Source organism: Streptomyces sp. NPDC001153, assembly GCF_053598315.1.
This window is the reverse complement of sequence record NZ_JBSFJZ010000046.1, coordinates 61,172-79,781: the sequence shown is the minus strand read 5'-3', so window position 1 is coordinate 79,781 and position 18,610 is coordinate 61,172. Positions and strand designations below refer to the sequence as shown.

The following is an 18,610-nucleotide window of genomic DNA, read 5'->3' as shown; positions in this document are numbered from 1 at the left end:
CAGTTCGGCGTGTTCGCTCACCAGGGCGCCGCCCGATTCGGCTGAATGCACCCTTCGCCGAGGCACCGCCCGCTGCTAGCGTCGGGCGAACCGGCGGACGGGGGCAGGCGATGGCAGCCGAGGTGATCGATCTGGTCGCGATGGGCGAGGACTTCGTCCGCGACCCATATCCGGTGTACGCAGCGCTGCGGGAGCGCGGCCCCGTGCACAAGGTGCGGATTCCTGAGGGTACGGAGGCCTGGCTCGTAGTCGGGTACGAGGCCGGCCGGGCCGCGCTGGTGGATCCGCGCTTGTCCAAGCGGTGGGAGAACGCCTCGCCCTCCTTTCCGATCCCCAGTCCATCTGCGGGCCCCCACATGCTCAACTCCGATCCGCCTGACCATGAGCGGCTCCGCAAGCTGGTCGTCCGCGAGTTCACTCCGCGCCGGATCGAGCAGCTCTCGCCGCGGGTACGGCAGATCACCGACGAGTTGCTCGACGAGATGGTGACGCTTCCGGAAGGGCGGGGCGATCTCGTCGAGGCACTCTCGTTCCCGCTTCCGATCTCGGTGATCTGCGAGCTGCTCGGTGTGCCGATGCTCGACCGGGCCGCGTTCCGCGCCTGGACCTGCACGATCCTCACCGACCCCGACCCGGGGGCGCGGCTGGCGGCGACGAATGCGGCGGCCGCGTATCTCGTCGACTTGTTGGAGCGCAAGCGCCGGGCCCCGGGCCAGGACCTGATGAGCGCCCTGATCCGCACCACGGACGAGGACGGCGACCGGCTGTCCGTGGACGAACTGCGCGGTACCGCCTGGCTTCTGCTGGTCGCGGGGCATGAGACCACGGTCAACCTGATCTCCAACGGCGTATTGGCCCTGCTGACCCATCCGGACCAACTCGCCGCACTGCGCGAGGACATGACGCTCATCGACAACGCGGTGGAGGAGATGCTGCGCTACGACGGGCCGGTGGAGACGCCGACGTTCAGGTTCACCACCGAACCGCTCGAGATCGGCACCACGGTCATCCCCGGCGGTGGTGAGCTGGTCCTCGTGGCCCTGGCCGACGCAAACCATGACCCGGCGCGCTTCCCCGACCCCGGCCGCTTCGACATCCGGCGGCCCGCGGGTGGCCATGTCGCCTTCGGTCACGGCATCCACTACTGCCTCGGCGCGCCGCTCGCCCGCCTGGAGGCTCGCATCGCGATCCGTGCCCTGCTGGAGCGCTGCCCCGACCTCGCGCTCGACGCCCACCCGGCCGCCCTGACCTGGCGCCACGGCATGCTCATCCGGGGCCCGCGTCAGCTGCCGGTGCGGTGGAAGCCCTGACCTCGCACGTGCGTACCCGCCAGGAGAACCTGCCACCGTCCGGCTGACGGAGCCGCGGCGGCCACACCAGCGCCGCCCACCCCGAGCCCGGCCGCACCCCCCAACGCCTAAGAAGCGGGGCGCCGTGGGGCAACCCCGTGTCCGAGGGGATCCGACGACACGGTCGTGATCGCGCACGGGCGACTCCGGTCACCAGGCCCTTCCGGCCGGCCGGGCGGCGTGCGGCGGGGCCGATGCCCCTGACGGGGGGTCGCCGGCCTCGCGGCGCGGGGGCTCGTCCGGAGCGCGGTCGGCTGCCTCGGCCGCCGCGCCGAAGAAGTCACCGCCCTTGCGCTTGGAGTCGTCCGTGCCCCACGCGCGGTCCCCACGTGCTGGCACCTTCCGAAGATGCGGGATGTGCTTGGCGCAGTGGATGTACGCCTCCTCCACCATGACCTCCACCCACACCCGGGCCCGGCGGCCGGGCGCGGGGTCGACCGGCAGGTCCGGGCGTTCGCGGCGCATCTCTTCGTCGGAGAGGACACGGGCCCGGCCGTTGACGTGGAGGCCGATCCGGTCCCGAAGGAAGTCGATCATGAGAATGCCGACGTGCGGATTCTCCTGGATGTTGCCGAGGCTGGCGAGGACGCCGTTGCCGCGGTACTCGGGGTAGGCCAGCGTCCTGTCGTCGAAGACCTGGACGAAGCCGGCAGGGCCGGCCCGGAAGGTGTTGTCGCACTCCCCGTGGCGGTCGGAGGTGGCGAGGAAGAACATCTCCTGCCGCGCCACGAACTCCCGCATCCGGGGGTTGAGCCGGTCGAGCACCTGCTCGTCGTAGAACTTGGCGGCACGGTCCGTGGTGCCCATGCGCTCCTGAAGCCCGTGCTCACCGTCACTGCCCGGGCGGTCGCGGTGGGAGGAGGGCCGGACGCGGCGAGCCTCCGGTACGTGGACCCGCTGGTGCTGGATCGGAGCGCCGTCACCGTCACGGACCGAGCCGCCGCCTTCGGCCCCGGACGCGGCCGCCCCTTCGCCGTCCTGCCCGGCCTGCGCCGGCCCGGTGTCCACTCCGGGGCGCGCCGCAGCCCTCCCCTCGGGGTCCGACGCCGTCCCACCACGCCGCTCCGGGGCAGGGTCCGGGACAGGCTCTCGGCCCGGGTCTTCGTTCCGGTTCCGGCCGGGGTGCCCGTCCAGGTTCAGGTGACCGTCCACGTTCCTCTGTGTCTCCTTCGGGCGCTGGTGCCGTGGCCGGGCGTGACCGCGGCCAGTCCTACGACGGAGTCGTGCCGTGACCGCAGGGAGGGATGCCGACCCGCGCAAGGCTGCCGGCCCCGCTGTGGATCAGGCCCCGACTCCGCCGTAGCCGTCGCCGCCGGCGTCGGCCGGTATGGAAGCGGAGGCCCCGGTTCACCCGGTGAGCAGCCTGTCGCTCCATGCCACCTCCGCGGACAGACAGCCGGAAGTCCGAGCCACACGGGCCGAGTTTCCGCCCCAGACTGACACATCCTCACGGTTCAACAGCGCGCGACCGCCTGGCCGAGCCGGTCTCAGACCATACCGGGCGGCGATGGATGCACAAGGGGCCGCCCCCGGCGCATCCGCAAACCCCCGATTCATACGGCACTGTCCGCAGCCGGGAAGATCACGGTTCCCTGCGGTCGGTCACGAATCGCCGTAATCGCCGTACCGGAGGTCGGGGCGGACTGCTCGGGTGCCGCCGGGTCCGCGCCCCCACGACACCGTGCACTCGACCCCGCCCGCGCCAACGCCGTGAACCTGGTCCTCTGCGCAGCGAGCTACGACCCGCCCGGCAACCTTCTCCGAGGCGGTCTTCGGACGGTGCCGAGGTGACGCGTACACGCCCTACGATCGGCCCATGCGAGGGTGGACGAAGAGCCTGGACGCGGCCGGTGTCCGGGAGCCGGGGTTGCGTGTGGACTACAACCGTCAGCGGCAGCTGGTACGACGCTTCCGGCGCACCGCGTACCTGGCGGCCAGGCTGCTGCTGCCACCGCCGTTGCTGCCGCATGTGGTGGCGGCAACCGCCGTGATGCACCACGGGGACAACCTCCTGGACACCGGGCCCCTGCCGCAGCGCGAGACGGCGTGGGCGGTCTGGGAGCGGCAGGTGCGTGAGGCGTTGCGGACGGGGACCGGTGACAACCCGCTGCTCCGTGCACTCGTGCACACCGTGGCCGCCCATCCGCAGCTGCGCGAGATCGTGGAGACGTACCTGGACACCGCCACGGCCGAACTGTATTTCTCGGGCTTCGCCACCGAGGCCGACTACCAGGCATATGTGGACGCCTACTCGTACCCCGCCTTCATGCTCGTCGCGGGACTGCTCGCGCCGGAAGGCGACGATCTGCGGTACCGGACCGCATGCCGGACTTTCATCGAGGGCAGTCAGCGGCTCGACTTCGTCAACGACCTCGCCGAGGACGCGCGGGAAGGACGCGTGGGCATTCCGGTCGACACGATGGAACGGTTCGGGGTCACCCTGGACGGCATGGCCGCCGGTGCCGGCGGTTCGGCCCTGGACGAGCTGATAGCCGATCAGGTCACCACCGCACGCGCCGCCTTGCTGACCGCACGGGAGCTCCCGGCGGTGACCGCGCCGGACGCCCGAAGGCTCGCAGGAGCGCTGGTGGAGATCGAACTGCTCACCGCGGAAGCCGTGCTCGCACGCGGCGCCGGGGTACTGCGCGGTTCCGCGAACCCGCCGCTGGGCAGGACGCTACGCGTTCTCGCGCGCCCGTACTGACCGGATCGGCCCCGGTGAACGTGCCGGGCCGACCCCGACGAGACGACCCGCCTCGGCACACGCCTGCTCGCTCACAGTCCGTACCCGACAGGTCGCGGTAAGCGAGGAGTCATCGTTGAGGACAGGGTGGGCGCACCCTGGAGGAGGGGGTTGTGACGGCGGGAGAGGAGGCGTGATGCGCACCAGCGACGAGATCTATCACCGGGTCCGCTGGGACCGGCGGTTCGACCCGGCCCGGTTCGTGCTGGGGATCAGCCAGCGCGGGGGTGCCTGCAAACGCCTCGCGCTGCCTTCCTTCGTACCCGGGGGCGACATCCCGTGGCACCGGGTGATGTTCATCGAGGCGGACGGTGAGGTGGTCTGGGACCGGGCCACGGGGGTGGACCGTATCGACGCGTCGGGTGCCGGCCGGGTGCGGAACCCGCAAGCGGACCCGCGCTTCGGCAGGGGAGAACGCGTCGGCGTCCTCGGCTTGTCCCCGACGGCCCGTACGGCGGTGGCCTGGATCCCGCCGGCGGAGCTGTGGCCGGCGATCCAGGACATCCGCCGGGATTACGATCCGCAGTTCCAGCGCTGGCCGCCGCACGTCGATGTCCTCTTCGGCTTCGTGCCGGAGTCCGACTTCGAGCGGGCCGTCCCGCTGCTCGCCGCGGCGACGGCCCGGACGCCGGTCTTCACCGCCCGGCTGGACGGGGTGCGGACCTTCCAGCAGGGGGCGTACTGCACCGTGTGGCTCGACCCGGCGGCGGCCGGGGAGGCGCCGTGGGCGGACCTGCACCGCGAACTGCGGCAGCGGTTCCCGCGCTGTCATGGGCTCGCCGAGAACTTCACCCCCCATATGCCCCTGGGCCGGACCCGGGATCCGCGGCGAGTCAGCGCCGATTGCGCCGCCCGGCTCGAGGCCATGACGGCGACGGTCTGGGAACTCGTCCTGCTCTCACGCAGGGGTCACGGGCCGATGCGGCCACGGGCCACGGTCGCCCTGCGCACGGGCGAGGTCCGCCGGCTGACCGCACGCGGCCTCGAAGCACCTGGCCCGGAGGACACAGCATGGCTCTCCGCGATCAGCGACAGGTGAGGCCATAACGATGGGGGCGCAAGGGGCGGGACACCATCAGGGCCAGGGTGAAGGCGCGTTCCACGCTGATCCGGCCGAGGCTGCCGACCAGTTCGTCACTGGACGGGTAGGCGTGCTCCATGCCGAACTCGAGCTGTGCGACGGCGCCTTCGGGTGTGCGCAGCAGTACCGCACCGCCTGTCTCCACCTGCCGGCCCGGCAGCGGTCTCCAGGGCGGCCCCCAACCACCCGAAGCCGGTCCCCCAGAAAGTGCAGGGCCGCCCGCAGCGGGTGGACACCGACATCCGACAGCGCACCGCCGCGGAGTTCGGGACGGTGCCGGATGTCGCCGGCCGGCAGTGCCGCGATGGTGAACACCGCGCGGAAGGAGCGCGGTTCGCCGATGGCACCGTCGGCCACCAGCCGCCGGACCGACTCGTGCCGGGGATGATGGACGAACGTCACGTTCTCCGTCAGCACCGGCCGCGCCGCTCGGCCGACTCGACCAGCTCCCGGGTCCGGCCGGCCTCGGTGGTGAGCGGCTTCTCGGCCGGCACACGCTCCCCCGCGCGCAACGCCGCGGCCACCCACTCGGCATGCAGCGCGGCGGGCAGCACTATGCAGACCGCGTCCACCTCGGCCAGAGCGAGCAGTTCGGCGTAGCCGCTGACCGGCCGGCAGCCGTACGGCCGGCTCGTCTCGGCGGCGGCGCGGCCGCACCCCGTGAAATCGACTGGCCGAGCACCACTTGATTCGGCGGTGGTCGACACCCATGCCGGGCTGCTCACCAGGCCCAGGATCAGCGACGACGCGCAATGCGGTCCACCCGATGGCGGTCGCCCGCTTCAAAGGCAATTGCCTCTCCCCCGCAACCGGCGATACACCCGGTCGTCACACAAGGCCCCCAGAGTGTCATGTCCATGCATGCTTTCACTTGGAGGGTTCCTTGCTGACTCTGCGACGTCCCCAGCTGTCCTGGGCCAAGCGGTTCGCGGTGCTGATCGCCGCCATCGCGTCCGTGCTCAGTGTGTCCGCCGTCAACAGCCCTGCCGCGAACGCGGCGGTCTACAGCTCCTGCAGCATCGGCGGATGCTCCGACGCAGCCTCGGCGAACTCGACCTGGTCCGACCTCGGCTACCCGACCGCTCGGGGCTGGTACGACTGGCCGGACGGTGAGTGCAGCTACGCGGGCGGCGAGTTCTACAACAACGACGGGCAGTTGCCTTCCGGGGACACCTTCTACGAGTACGACGTCTACCCCCGCGCCTGCGGCGCCCATCGGGACGCCTACCGGATCGTCGTCGACTCCAACACCGGCGTGGTCTGGTACTCGCCCAACCACTACACCGACTTCTACCAGCTCTGACACTGCCACAGGACGTCAACCACCGGCCTGCCCGAATGTGCGGGCGAGTGCCGTGAGCTGAGGTTCCATCAGGGGCGGTCCCTCCTGGGGCCGCCCCTCGCTCATGGGCAGGCGCCCCCCTACAGGATCTCGAGCACGGACGCTCGAATCGGTACGCGCACACCTGGCGATCAACTCGGCACGGTGGCCCATCGTGCTCCTGCGACTGGCTTACCCGACCGTGGCGAAACGGACGCCGGCGATCGCCCGAAGCGCAACGCCCGTCCACCCACCTCACGATGATCAATGGTGGTGCACGTACGATCTGCGGCATGACGGCGGAGGATTCGAAAGCCCCAGCACCCCGGGTGCAGTTGGTCATCGGCATCATCCGCAGAGGCAACGAGATCCTGCTCGTGCGAGAGAGTCTCGGCACCGCCGGCGACATGCTCTGGTCCCTCCCCGGTGGCGGGGTCAAGGACGGCGAGCTCATGCACGAAGCTCTCCGGCGCGAGCTGCAGGAGGAGACCGGACTGCTGGTGGGCGACCCGGTGCGGACCGCATTCCTCATGCACATCGACTCCGAGCGGCACCCTTCGGCGTTGGCCGCTGCCTTCGAGATCGACGAGTGGTCAGGGGACCTCGCGCCGCAGGATGACGACATCGAACAGGCCGCCTTCTTCCCCTTGCCCGACGCCATGAGGCTGCTCGGCGAGCTGGACAGCGCGACGCAGCGGGAGCCGATCGTCGGCTATCTGACCGGGACCATCGCGCCGGGGACCACCTGGCTGTACCGCAACCGGGGCAAGGAGGAGACACTCGTCGCCCGGTGGTGAGGCCAGACAGTGGCCACTCCATGAAGGACACGATCTACAACTGGACCACCGGCGAGCGAGACTTCAGCGCGACGGCGACGGCGCCCGCCTACGACGCACGCGTCAACGGCACCGCGCCCCTCGCAGCGTCCCTGCCATGGCCCGCACCGGGCGGCGAGCGCAGGTCGACCACGTGCCATCCGGCCGTCGAGCAGGGCCTCGGCCGCGCTCCTGCCGCGCGCGCGTGCAGTTCACGCCGGACAGGCACGGGGTCATATCCAGTCTTTACGTTTGAAGACCCAGTAGAGCAGCACGGACGCGACGACTATGACACCGGTGGAAGTGAGGAAGCCGACGTGGGTGTTGACGCCCGGATACGGAACGTTCTGTCCGTAGAAACCGGTGACGGCTGTGGGCACGGCCACTATCGACGCCCAGCTGGTGACCTTCTTCATGATCAGGTTCATGCGATTGCCCTGAACGGTCAGATTGGTCTCCATGATGGACGTGATCATGTCCCGCAGTGACTCGGTCCACTCGGTGGCCCTGAGGACGTGGTCGTACACGTCCTGGTAATAGGGAAGCAAGGGCTCGGCGACGATGTGCAGGTCACGCCGGAGGAGGCTATTGACGACCTCCCGCATCGGCAACACCACGCGGCGCAGCCTGGTGAGGTTCTTGCGCAGCGCGTAGGAGTCCCGCTGGACGGAGTCCATCTGCTGGCGCCCCTCGTCGAAAAGCAGATCCTCCACCGCTTCGATACGTTCGTCGAGGTCCTGTACGGCGGCGAAATGCCCGTCGACGATGTGGTCCAGCAGTCCGTGCAGCAGGAATCCCACTCCGTACTTGGCGAGATCGCCGTTGTTGTCCCAGCGTTCGACGACCTTCTCGATGTCGAACCGGTGGTCGGGGCGGATGGTGATCAACGCTGTGGGCGTTATGAATACCGACAGTTCACTTACGGTGAGCTGCCCGCCGGTCTCGTCCGTGCTGATGGCGTAGGCGCTGAGGAAGGCATGGGTGCGGTAGCGGTCCAGCTTTGGCCGCTGATGCTCGTGACGCGCGTCCTCCACCGCGAGTTCGTGCAGACCGAACTCCTCGCTGATCATCGCGAAGTCGGCGGAGCACGGATCGCACAGGTCGAGCCAGACCGCCACGTCCGGATCGTTCACGTATTCCGAGATGTCAGCGGTCGGAAAGTCCTCCAGGATCAGGGAGCCGTTGCGGTAGAGCCGTGTACGAGTCATGGCGACGCACCGTAAGCCACCTCGGTAAGAAGCCCCCTGTGCGCCTCTTTCCGCCCACGGGTGATCCCGCGGCGTCGGGATACCCAGGTGACGGAGCCGTCAGTGAGACCTCACCTGCCGGTCGCCCCGCCGGATCCGCGACATCAATGCGGTAACAGGACGGCGGCGGGATCGCCGGGCGCGAAGTGGCCAAAACCCTCCGTGCGCAAGCGGGCCATTCCGCTTCACCCTCCGTCGTGTCCCGCACGCCACGCCCAGCGACCCGCCCGGCACCGAGGGCTGCTCCTCCCGATCGGGCGGTAAGTTGATGCCCAGTCCGCCACAGGCACTGCCCAGGATCTGTGGCCCCCTGGTTGCATAGTTGCGCAACCTGGCAAGCTATGCTCGTCCGTGAACTGACGACAGGTCCCTGCCGGATGAGCGCCGCACCGAGCCGAGCGGGCCGCAATGGATCCCGCCCTCCCATCCGGTGCCGGGGGGACAGGAACGCAGGAACACTCAGGACACGAACAGGGGGCGGCACGAGGTGCGGGAAGGAACCCGGGCGGTGCTCGTGGCGGCCACCACGGTGGTCGTCGCCGCGGTACTGGGCCCGATATGGGGCGGTCACACGGGCAGTACGGCGGACGACCGGCCGGACGGCCGGGGGCGGGCGGCCGCCTCGCCGTCGCCGCCGCTCTACACCTCCGAGCAGCCGCCGGCGGACCAGAAGTCCGTGCCCGATCCGCACCTGCCCGCCCCGGTGGTGAGCATGGACATTGCCCACGCCTCGGACCGGGGGGCGCACGCCGTCAACATCACCATCGACGACGGCCCCGATCCGGTATGGACACCGCGTGTGCTGAAGGTGCTCCGCGACAACGGCGTCAAGGCGGTCTTCTGCATGATCGGGCCGAACGCGGCCAGGCATCCCGACGTGGTGCGGCAGATCGTCGCCGACGGGCACCGGCTGTGCGACCACAGCGTCCACCACGACACGGCGATGGACCGCAAGCCGGCCTCCTACCAGCGCGGTGAAGTCGTCGACGCGGAGCGCATGATCGAGCACGCGTCCGGCGGGGTGAAGCCGTTGTACTACCGCGCGCCCGGTGGCGCCTTCACCCCGTACAGCCGCCAGATCGCCGCGTCACTGGGGATGCGCCCGCTCGGCTGGAACATAGATACGGAGGACTACCGGCGGCCCGGGGTGCGGACGATCCTCAGCACCGTGGAACGGGAACTGCGCAACGGCCCGACGATCCTCTTCCACGACGGCGGCGGGGACCGGTCGCAGACCGTGGCCGCGCTCGCCGCGCTCCTGCCCCGGCTGAAGGAGCAGGGCTACGTCTTCGGCTTCCCGGTGCGGTGAGGCGGCCGGACCACGCCGGAGTACGGCAGGTGAATTCTGGTATTTGATTCGCCAATTTCCCCCCATGGGCAGGTTGTGAATCAATTGCACCGAGTTGGTGAACGCGCCATGCGGCGAAGGATGTCTGACAGGCCGTAAAGGGCCTACCGGCCCGTCGCACATGGGAAGCTCAGAGGCACGACCTTGACCTCGACCGCACTCGATACGTCACCCCCCTCCCCCGGAACCCCGGAAAACCGGGCCCTCTTCCGCTCCGCGGCGGCCGCGCCGCCCCGCACCCTCGTCGACGTCCTGGCGGCGACCGCCGCCCGGCACCCGGACGCACCCGCCCTGGACACGGGCGGCCAGGTGCTGTCCTACCGGGAGCTGTGCGCCGAGGCCCGCACCCGCGCGCTGCGGCTCACCGAGCGGGGCATCGGCCCCGGCGACCGGGTGGGCGTACGGGTGCCGTCGGGCACCGCGGAGCTGTACCTGTCGATCCTCGCGGTCCTGCACTGCGGCGCGGCGTACGTCCCGGTCGACGCCGACGACCCCGAGGAACGTGCCGCGACCGTCTTCCGCGAGGCGGGCGTCTGCCACGTTCTCGGGCCGCATCCGCAACCCGCCGACCTGGTACCGGCGTCCGGGGCCGCGGGCACCGCGCCCGCCCCCGCCGACGACGCCTGGATCATCTTCACCTCCGGCTCGACCGGTGCGCCCAAGGGCGTGGCCGTCACCCACCGCTCCGCCGCGGCCTTCGTCGACGCCGAGGCCGCGCTGTTCCTCGCCGACCGACCGCTCGGCCCCGGCGACCGCGTCCTGGCGGGCCTGTCGGTCGCCTTCGACGCCTCCTGCGAGGAGATGTGGCTGGCCTGGCGCTCCGGCGCCTGCCTGGTGCCGGCCGAACGGGCCCTGGTGCGCGCCGGGCACGAACTCGGCCCGTGGCTGGACGCCCGCGGCATCACCGCCGTCTCCACCGTGCCCACCCTGCTGGCGATGTGGCCGGAGGAGGCGCTGCGGCGGGTACGGCTGTTGATCCTGGGCGGCGAGGCCTGCCCGCCCGGCCTCGTCGAACGGTTCGCCCGCCCCGGCCGGGAGATGTGGAACACCTACGGCCCCACGGAGACCACCGTCGTGGCCTGCGCCGCCCTGTTGGAGCCCGGACAGCCGGTGCGCATCGGACTGCCGCTCGCCGGCTGGGAGTTGGCGGTGGTGGACGAGGCCGGTGAGCCGGTCGCGTACGGCGAGCAGGGCGAACTGGTCATCGCCGGCGCCGGAACCGCCCGCTACCTCGACCCCGTCAAGGACGCCGAACGCTTCCGGCCGTGCCCGGCGCTGAACTCCCCGCGCGCCTACCGCTCGGGCGACCTGGTGCGCGCCGACGCCGAGGGACTGGTGTTCCTCGGTCGCGCCGACGACCAGGTCAAGCTCGGCGGACGCCGTGTCGAACTCGGCGAGATCGACACGGCCCTGCTCGCCCTGCCCGGGGTGCGCGGCGCGGCGGCGGCCGTGCAGTCCACCGCGGCCGGCGCCCAGGTGCTGGTCGGCTACATCGTCGCGCAGGAGACCGTCGACGGCTGCTCGGCCTTCGACGCCGACAAGGCCAGGGCCCTGCTGGGCGAGCGGCTGCCCGCACCGCTGGTTCCGGTGCTGGCCGAGGTGGCGGACCTGCCCACGCGGGTGTCCGGGAAGGTGGACCGCAAGGCGCTGCCCTGGCCGGTGCCGCTGGCCGGCGGCGGACCGAGCGGCGAGGCGGCCCACCGGCTGCAGGGCACCGCCGCCCGGCTGGCGGACGTCTGGGAGGAGTTGCTGGGCCTGCGGCCCGGCCCGGACAGCGACTTCGTCCAGCTGGGCGGCACCAGCCTGACCGCCGCCCGGATGGCCTCGATGCTGCGCCCGGACCATCCGGGCCTGTCGGTCGCCGACCTCTACCGGCACCCGGTGCTGCAGAGCATGGCCGACCATCTCGACTCCCTGGCCGGCGCCGCCGAGCCGGTGCGCCCCGTCCGGCCGGTGCCCCGGCGGACCGCCGTGGTGCAGTTCCTCGTCTCCCTGGCCGGTTACGGCGTCACCGGGCTGCGGGGCCTGATCGGGCTGGCCGCGGCCGACGACGTCCTCGGCTGGGTCGCCCCGCACCAGTGGGCGCCGCACACCTCGTGGTGGCTGGTCCTGGCCGGGTGGGTGCTGCTGTTCAGCGCGCCCGTACGCTGCCTGCTCGGGGCGGCCCTCGCCCGCGCGCTGGCCGGCTCGATCACTCCGGGCACCCACCCGCGTGGCGGCGCCGTCCACCTGCGCCTGTGGAGCGCGGAACGTGCGGTCGCGGCGTTCGGCGTGCCATCCCTGCTCGGCACCCCGTGGGCCGCGCTGTACGCCCGGATCCTCGGCTGCCGCACCGGGCGGGACATACGGCTGCACGCCATGCCCCCGGTGACGGGCCTGGCCGAGCTGGGCGACGGATGCAGCGTCGAACCGGAGGCGGACATCGCGGGCTGGTGGCTCGACGGCGACACGCTGCGGGTCGGCAGGGTCGTCGTCGGCGCGGACGCCCGGGTGGGACACCGCAGCACCCTGCTGCCGGGCGCGGTCCTCGGGCACGGTGCGGAACTCGCCGCCGGTGGCTGCCTGGACGGCCGGATCCCCGACGGCCAGGTGTGGACCGGCTCCCCCGCCCGGCCGGCCGCAGCCACCGAACACCTCGCGGCCCCGGGCCGGCCCGCCCCGCCGACGGACCGCCGGCGCCGCTGGCATCTCGCCTACGCGCTGTCCCTCACCCTGATGCCGCTGCTGTCGCTGCTGGCCGCCGCCCCGGCGCTGGCCGTCACCTGGCTGCTGGTGCGCGGTACGGCCACGCTGTCCGGGGCGGCCTGGCGGCTGCTCGCCGCCGCACCCCTGTTCGCCGTGCTGACCACCGTGTGCGGCATGCTCCTCACCGCGCTCACCGTGCGCCTGCTGGGCCGCGGGATCACGCCCGGCCTGCACCGCGCCGACGGGGGCGTGGCCTGGCGGGCGTGGCTGGTGACGCGGCTGCTCGACGGCGCTCGCGGCACCCTGTTCCCGCTCTACGCGAGCCTCGCCACACCGGCCTGGCTGCGCCTCCTCGGCGCCCGGGTCGGCCGCGGCGCCGAGATCTCGACCGTGCTGCCGCTGCCGTCGCTGCTCGAGGTCGAGGACGGGGCGTTCCTCGCCGACGACACGCTCATGGCGCCGTTCGAACTGCGCGGCGGCTGGATGCGGTTGGGAACCGTGCGGATCGGCAAGCGGGCCTTCATCGGCAACTCCGGCATCGTCGGCCCCGGCCGTGAGGTCGCCGACCACACCCTGGTGGGTGTGCTGTCCGACGCACCGGCGCAGGGGGAACCCGGGACGTCCTGGATCGGACGGCCGTCGATGCCGCTGCCCCGCGTGGCCGAGACCGGCGACGCGACGCGGACGTTCGCCCCGCCCCGGCGGCTGGTGGCGGCCCGCGCGGCCGTCGAGGCGTGCCGCGTGCTGCCGGTGATCCTCGGCACGCTGCTGGCCGAGGGGCTGCTGCTGGCCCAGCAGGAGGCCCTGGACCTGGGCGGCCTGACCCTGGCGGCCCTCGCGGGCGTCCCGCTGCTCCTTGCCGCGTCCCTGGCGGCCTGCCTGACCACGACCGCCGCCAAGTGGCTGCTCGTGGGCCGGTTCCGGCCGGTCGAGCGGCCCCTGTGGTCGTCGTTCGTGTGGCGCAACGAGTTGTTCGACACGTTCGTGGAGGTGTTGGCGGTGCCCTGGGGTATCGGCGCGCACCTGGGTACCCCCGTGGTGAACTGGTGGCTGCGCAGCCTCGGTGCGCACATCGGACGCGGGGTGTGGTGCGACACGTACTGGCTGCCGGAGACGGATCTGGTCAGCATCGGCGACGGCGCCACCGTCAACCGTGGCTGCGTGCTGCAGACCCACCTCTTCCACGACCGGATCATGCGGATGGACACCGTGTGCCTGGCCGCCGGCGCCTCTTTGGGCCCGCACAGCATCGCCCTGCCCGGCACCAGGATCGGCACCGGCGCGTCCATCGCCGCGGCCTCTCTCGTGATGCGCGGGGAGACGGTGCCCGACGGGACCCGTTGGGCCGGCAACCCCATCGCCGGCGTCCCCGCGGCCGGCCCCGCCGCCCGGCTCCCCGAAGAGGAGACGGCATGACCTGGTGCAGCCGGCGCGCGCTGGTCCGGGGCGCGGCGCTCGCCCCGCTGGCGGCGATGGCCGCGGACGCCCTCCCGAAGCCGGCCGAACGCTACTTCGCCGGCCATGGCAGCTACGACCACCGCACGCTCGCCTACGACCTCCACCTGGCCTACGACCCGGCCGCGGGCAGGCTGGAGGGCCGGGCGCACATCCGCGCGGTGGCCGAGCGGTCGCTGCGTCAGGTCCGCCTCGACCTGGCGAGGCTCTCCGTGCACGAGGCGCTGGTCGACGGGGCCGCCGTACGGCCCGGCCGGAAGGGGCACAAACTGCTGCTGCCCGCGCCGCGCCCGATCCCGGCGGGCACGCCCTTCACCCTGGAGATCGGCTACGGCGGCCGGCCCGGCCCGGTACGCACGCCGTTCGGGCAGATCGGCTGGGACCGCACGGGCGACGCACACGGCGGCACCCTGGTGGCCGCCCAGCCGCTGGGCGCCCCGTCATGGTTCCCGTGCAACGACCGCCCGGACGACAAGGCCGAGTTCACCTTCCGGGTGACCGTGCCCCGCGGTCACCAGGCGCTCGCCAACGGAGCCCTGCTGGAGCGGCACAACTCGGACACCACGGAGTGCTGGACGTACCACCATCGGGGTCCCATGGCCCCCTACCTCGCCGCGCTGTACACCGGCCGCTTCGCGCACGAGACGTGGAAGGCCACGGACAGTGCGACCGGCCGCCCGATCAACGGCCGCAACGTCTACCCCGTCCACCTGTCCGGCCGGGCCCGGCATGATCTGGGCCGCCAGCCCGAGATGTTCGAGGCGTTCACCACCTGGTTCGGGCCGTACCCCTTCGAGACGTACGGCGCCGTCGTGGTGGACGCCGACCTGGACCAGCCGGTGGAGAACCAGACGGCGTCCGTCTTCGGCCGCAACCACATCGACGGCGAGCGCACCTGGGAGACGCTGGTCGCCCACGAACTCGTCCACCAGTGGTACGGCAACAGCGTCAGCCTGCGCGACTGGCGGGACATCTGGCTCAACGAGGGTTTCGCCACCTATGGGGAATGGCTGTGGTCGGAACACCTCGGCGAGGACTCCGCCGACACCATCGCCCGCGCGGCCTGGCACACCCTCGCCCGGCAGGGCAAGGGGCTGCGGATCGCCGACCCCGGCCCCGACCGCATCTTCGACGACCGGGTGTACAACCGGGGGGCGTGCACGCTGCACGCGCTGCGACTGACGATGGGCGACGACCGCTTCTTCGCCATGCTGCGCGGCTGGCACCACGCCCACCGCGGCGAAAGCGCCGACACCGCGGCCTTCGTCGCCCACGCCGGCCGGACCATGCCGAGGGCGGTGGAACCCCTGCTGCGTGCCTGGCTCTACGACACCCGCCTGCCGCCCCTCCCCCCGCCGGATCCGGGAGACGGGCGGAGCTGAAACCCGCCGGAGCGAGGGCCGCCCCGGCCGTCAGGGCGCCTCCGGCGGGCGGCGCTCCAGCCGCAGTCGGGGGCCGCGCCGCTTCACCGGCGGCCGGACCATGCCGAGGGCGGTGGAACCCCTGCTGCGTGCCTGGCTCTACGACACCCGCCTGCCGCCCCTCCCCCCGCCGGATCCGGGAGACGGGCGGAGCTGAAACCCGCCGGAGCGAGGGCCGCCCCGGCCGTCAGGGCGCCTCCGGCGGGCGGCGCTCCAGCCGCAGTCGGGGGGCGTGCCGCTTCACCGGCGGCCGTCGAAGGTCACCCCGCGGTGCCGCGGCGTGGCAGACACAGGGCGAGCGACACCAGCCCATGCCGCCGTCCGGGTGGCGATGCCACCGCCGAAAGACGCCAGAGCCGGAGGGCAGGGTGGCCGCCATGCTTGTGATGCCAAAGCTGGCTGTTGCCGCCACGAGGGGACGGGGGTCCCAGCACGCTTCCCTGTCCCGTTCCCCTCCCGTCGGCGCGAGGCCGAGCCCGGACCGGCCCCCTGACGACAGGCCTGTTCGAGCGGCCTCCTAATATCATTTCGCGTTCTTCGACGGACGCTGATGCCCGTTGTCCGTACCGCCGTCCAACGCCCAACGCCCAACGCGACACAACGACTCCCCCGCACGGTGATGGAGTCGTGCATCGAGGAGGAACGTACATGCACGCCCGGAGGATCGGCGCGGCCGCCGCAACGGCAGTGGCGCTTCTGGCTGCCCGCGACCTCATCCAGAAGAGGCACGCACTGCTCCGAAACTTCCCGGTGATCGGGCACGCCCGGTACCTGTTGGAGACGATCGGGCCGGAGCTGCGGCAGTACATCGTGACGTCCAACGAGGAGGAGCGCCCGTTCAGCCGGGACCAGCGCACCTGGATCTACGCGTCGGCGAAGGAGGAGAACAACTACTTCGGGTTCGGAACCGAGGTCGACGTCGAGCACGTGCAGGGGCACGCCTACCTGAAGCAGCGCACGTTCGCCGGCGCTGTGCCCGACGCGCACGACCCGCAGGCCCCCCTGCCCTCGGCCAAGGTGCTGGGCGGGCCGCGCGGGCGCGCCAAGGCGTTCCGCCCGGCGAGCGTGGTGAACATCTCGGCGATGAGCTTCGGGTCGCTCTCCGGCGCGGCGGTCACGGCGCTCAACAAGGGGGCGGCGCTGGCGGGCACGATGCACAACACGGGCGAGGGCGGCCTCTCGCCGTACCACCGCAACGGCGGTGACCTGGTCCTTCAGATCGGTACGGCGTACTTCGGCTGCCGCAACGAGGACGGCAGCTTCAACCTCGACAAGCTCAAGGACGTGGTCGCCGGCGCCCCGGTCAAGGCGATAGAGATCAAGCTCTCCCAGGGCGCCAAGCCGGGGCTGGGCGGGATGCTGCCGGGCGCGAAGGTGACCCCGGAGATCGCCGGGATCCGCGGCATCCCGGTCGGCAAGGACTGCGCTTCCCCGTCGCGGCACACGGCGTTCAGCGACGTCGACTCGATGCTCGACTTCGTGGAGTTGCTCGCCACCGAGACCGGTCTGCCGGTCGGGGTCAAGAGCGCGGTCGGAGAGATGGGCTTCTGGCAGGAGCTGGCCACGCTGATGGCGCGTGGTGACCGTGGTGTCGACTTCGTGACCATCGACGGGGGTGAGGGCGGCACCGGGGCGGCGCCGCGGATCTTCGCCGACTCGGTGTCGCTGCCGTTCCGGATGGGCTTCTCCCGGGTCTACGGCACCTTCGCCGAGCTGGGGCTGACCGACGACCTGACCTTCATCGGCTCCGGCAAGCTCGGCCTGCCCGAGAACGCCGCGGTCGCCTTCGCCCTGGGTGCCGACATGATCAACGTAGCCCGTGAGGCGATGCTGTCCATCGGCTGCATCCAGTCGCAGAAGTGCCACACCGACACGTGTCCCACCGGCATCGCCACCCAGAACCCGTGGTTGGCCCGCGGCCTCGACCCGACCTCGAAGGCCACCCGGGCCGCTGTCTACCTGCGCACCCTGCGCAAGGAGCTGATGAAGGTCTCGGCGGCCGTCGGCGTCGCCCACCCGGGACTCATCACCGCCAACGACATCGAGATCATGAACGGCGACTACGAGGCCCGCACTCTGGCCGGCGTCTACGGCTACAAGGACGGCTGGGGCGAGCTCGGCCCGCACCTCGCCGATGAGATCACGGCACTGCTCACCACCAAGCCGACCGCCGTCCACAAGCCGACCGTCTGACGCGCCGACAGCCCTCACCCACCCAACTGCCCCTACTCCACGACCAGTCCGTGCCGAGGCGATGACAACATGACGGAAGAAGTGAGATTCAAGAGCGTCGTCGGCCCCGAACTGGCCGGGTCGATCGACCTGCCGGAAGGCGAGGTCCGGGGCTGGGGAATCTTCGTCCACGGATTCACACTCGGCAGGAACTCGCCGGCCGCCTCGCGTGTCAGCAAGCAACTGGCACGCGAGGGAATCGGGATGCTGCGCTACGACAACCTCGGGATCGGAGACTCCGACGGCGACTGGGGGGACGGCTCCTTCACCATCAAGGTCCAGGACACCGTCCGTGCAGCAACCTTGATGGCAGAGCGGGGAACTCCAGCAGACCTGCTGGTGGGGCACTCGTGGGGAGGCGCCGCCGCCATCGCCGCAGCGGCCGAGGCGACCGGCGTACGCGCGGTCGCCACCATCGGGGCGCCTGCCGACCCCAGCCACGTCGAGAGACAGTACGACGCGGTCACGGAACGCGTACTCAGTGAAGGATCGCACGAGTGGTTCGTCGGCGGGAGGACCTTGGTCCTCAAGCGTGCCTTCGTCGACGACGTCCACCAGGCTCGCCTGCGCGACCGGATTCGCGGGTTGCACCTGCCGCTGCTCGTCATGCATTCGCCCACCGACAACACCGTCGACATCGCCAACGCCGGGGAGATCTTCCGCGAGGCACGACACCCGCGTAGCTTCGTCTCGCTCGAAGGAGCAGACCATCTCCTGACCGCACGAGGACAAGCGCAGCGAGCCGCTCACATCATCAGCGCCTGGGCCGACCAGTACATCCACGACAGGGACGGTAAATCGCGCGGTGCAACTCCCGATCATGGAAGGAGCACGGTCCAAGATCGCGCCGACCGGCGTCGGCCCGGTTGACCGGTCCGTCCGGTGATCTTGATCGACTATGCGCATGTGACGT

At 71.5% G+C, this 18,610-nt stretch carries 13 protein-coding genes and 2 pseudogenes; 10 read left to right on the top strand and 5 right to left on the bottom strand.

Going from position 1 to position 18,610, the window contains the following annotated elements; all coding sequences use genetic code 11:
- Positions 1-110 precede the first annotated feature (110 nt).
- Entirely contained in the window at positions 111-1,310 is a 1,200-nt protein-coding gene (locus ACWDEN_RS38465; RefSeq protein WP_351615349.1) for a cytochrome P450 family protein, read from the top strand.
- Positions 1,311-1,499: 189 nt separating this feature from the next.
- Here the strand turns inward: ACWDEN_RS38465 and ACWDEN_RS38460 are convergent, their stop codons facing one another.
- A complete protein-coding gene (locus ACWDEN_RS38460) occupies positions 1,500-2,156 on the bottom strand; it encodes a pyridoxamine 5'-phosphate oxidase family protein (RefSeq protein WP_450862565.1) in 657 nt (218 codons plus the stop codon).
- 1,009 nt (positions 2,157-3,165) lie between these two features.
- Between ACWDEN_RS38460 and ACWDEN_RS38455 the strand changes: the two genes are divergently transcribed.
- Together ACWDEN_RS38455 and ACWDEN_RS38450 are read left to right on the top strand one after the other, a co-directional pair.
- A complete protein-coding gene (locus tag ACWDEN_RS38455; RefSeq protein ID WP_450862563.1) occupies positions 3,166-4,053 on the top strand; it encodes a squalene/phytoene synthase family protein in 888 nt (295 codons plus the stop codon).
- Positions 4,054-4,228: 175 nt separating this feature from the next.
- A pseudogene (locus tag ACWDEN_RS38450) lies at positions 4,229-5,053 on the top strand (RNA repair domain-containing protein); the annotation flags it as partial.
- Between the two features lie 64 nt (positions 5,054-5,117).
- Here the strand turns inward: ACWDEN_RS38450 and ACWDEN_RS38445 are convergent.
- The 3 genes and pseudogenes from ACWDEN_RS38445 to ACWDEN_RS38435 all read right to left on the bottom strand — a co-directional run bounded on the left by ACWDEN_RS38445 (position 5,118) and on the right by ACWDEN_RS38435 (position 5,898).
- Positions 5,118-5,318 (bottom strand): hypothetical protein, encoded by a 201-nt coding sequence (locus ACWDEN_RS38445; RefSeq protein ID WP_450862589.1) that lies wholly within the window; start codon positions 5,316-5,318, stop codon positions 5,118-5,120.
- Positions 5,319-5,413: 95 nt separating this feature from the next.
- Positions 5,414-5,488, bottom strand: a pseudogene (locus tag ACWDEN_RS38440) (hypothetical protein); the annotation flags it as partial.
- Between the two features lie 95 nt (positions 5,489-5,583).
- A complete protein-coding gene (locus ACWDEN_RS38435) occupies positions 5,584-5,898 on the bottom strand; it encodes a Gfo/Idh/MocA family oxidoreductase (protein ID WP_450862561.1) in 315 nt (104 codons plus the stop codon).
- 158 nt (positions 5,899-6,056) lie between these two features.
- Here ACWDEN_RS38435 and ACWDEN_RS38430 point away from each other — a divergent pair, with 158 nt between their 5' ends.
- Both ACWDEN_RS38430 and ACWDEN_RS38425 read left to right on the top strand, forming a co-directional pair.
- Entirely contained in the window at positions 6,057-6,476 is a 420-nt protein-coding gene (locus ACWDEN_RS38430; protein WP_351615362.1) for a ribonuclease domain-containing protein, read from the top strand.
- Positions 6,477-6,787: 311 nt separating this feature from the next.
- The gene (locus ACWDEN_RS38425) at positions 6,788-7,291 is read left to right on the top strand and encodes an NUDIX hydrolase (RefSeq protein ID WP_450862559.1); all 504 of its coding nucleotides are present in this window, start codon (positions 6,788-6,790) and stop codon (positions 7,289-7,291) included.
- A 251-nt stretch (positions 7,292-7,542) separates the two neighbouring features.
- On the opposite strand, the gene ACWDEN_RS38420 is transcribed toward ACWDEN_RS38425, so the two are convergent.
- The gene (locus tag ACWDEN_RS38420) at positions 7,543-8,517 is read right to left on the bottom strand and encodes a magnesium transporter CorA family protein (RefSeq protein WP_351615367.1); all 975 of its coding nucleotides are present in this window, start codon (positions 8,515-8,517) and stop codon (positions 7,543-7,545) included.
- Positions 8,518-9,043: 526 nt separating this feature from the next.
- On the opposite strand from ACWDEN_RS38420, the gene ACWDEN_RS38415 reads away from it, so the two are divergent.
- From ACWDEN_RS38415 to ACWDEN_RS38395, 5 genes are all read left to right on the top strand, one after another.
- Positions 9,044-9,865, top strand: coding sequence for a polysaccharide deacetylase family protein (locus ACWDEN_RS38415; RefSeq protein WP_450862556.1), 822 nt, complete (start codon positions 9,044-9,046; stop codon positions 9,863-9,865).
- A 183-nt stretch (positions 9,866-10,048) separates the two neighbouring features.
- The gene (locus ACWDEN_RS38410; RefSeq protein ID WP_450862554.1) at positions 10,049-14,005 is read left to right on the top strand and encodes a Pls/PosA family non-ribosomal peptide synthetase; all 3,957 of its coding nucleotides are present in this window, start codon (positions 10,049-10,051) and stop codon (positions 14,003-14,005) included.
- The gene (locus tag ACWDEN_RS38405) at positions 14,002-15,426 is read left to right on the top strand and encodes a M1 family metallopeptidase (protein ID WP_450862552.1); all 1,425 of its coding nucleotides are present in this window, start codon (positions 14,002-14,004) and stop codon (positions 15,424-15,426) included. The genes ACWDEN_RS38410 and ACWDEN_RS38405 overlap by 4 nt, the downstream gene beginning before the upstream one ends.
- Positions 15,427-16,113: 687 nt before the next feature.
- Entirely contained in the window at positions 16,114-17,658 is a 1,545-nt protein-coding gene (locus tag ACWDEN_RS38400; RefSeq protein ID WP_351615379.1) for an FMN-binding glutamate synthase family protein, read from the top strand.
- Between the two features lie 69 nt (positions 17,659-17,727).
- The gene (locus ACWDEN_RS38395; RefSeq protein ID WP_450862550.1) at positions 17,728-18,567 is read left to right on the top strand and encodes an alpha/beta hydrolase family protein; all 840 of its coding nucleotides are present in this window, start codon (positions 17,728-17,730) and stop codon (positions 18,565-18,567) included.
- Positions 18,568-18,610: the final 43 nt, after the last annotated feature.

Coding starts and splice junctions, on each gene's coding strand:
- ACWDEN_RS38395 (WP_450862550.1), top strand. CDS start 17,728: ATGACGGAAGAAGTGAGATTCAAGAGCGTCGTCGGCCCCGAACTGGCC.
- ACWDEN_RS38465 (WP_351615349.1), top strand. CDS start 111: ATGGCAGCCGAGGTGATCGATCTGGTCGCGATGGGCGAGGACTTCGTC.
- ACWDEN_RS38455 (WP_450862563.1), top strand. CDS start 3,166: ATGCGAGGGTGGACGAAGAGCCTGGACGCGGCCGGTGTCCGGGAGCCG.
- ACWDEN_RS38420 (WP_351615367.1), bottom strand. CDS start 8,517: ATGACTCGTACACGGCTCTACCGCAACGGCTCCCTGATCCTGGAGGAC.
- ACWDEN_RS38425 (WP_450862559.1), top strand. CDS start 6,788: ATGACGGCGGAGGATTCGAAAGCCCCAGCACCCCGGGTGCAGTTGGTC.
- ACWDEN_RS38400 (WP_351615379.1), top strand. CDS start 16,114: ATGCACGCCCGGAGGATCGGCGCGGCCGCCGCAACGGCAGTGGCGCTT.
- ACWDEN_RS38460 (WP_450862565.1), bottom strand. CDS start 2,156: ATGGGCACCACGGACCGTGCCGCCAAGTTCTACGACGAGCAGGTGCTC.
- ACWDEN_RS38405 (WP_450862552.1), top strand. CDS start 14,002: ATGACCTGGTGCAGCCGGCGCGCGCTGGTCCGGGGCGCGGCGCTCGCC.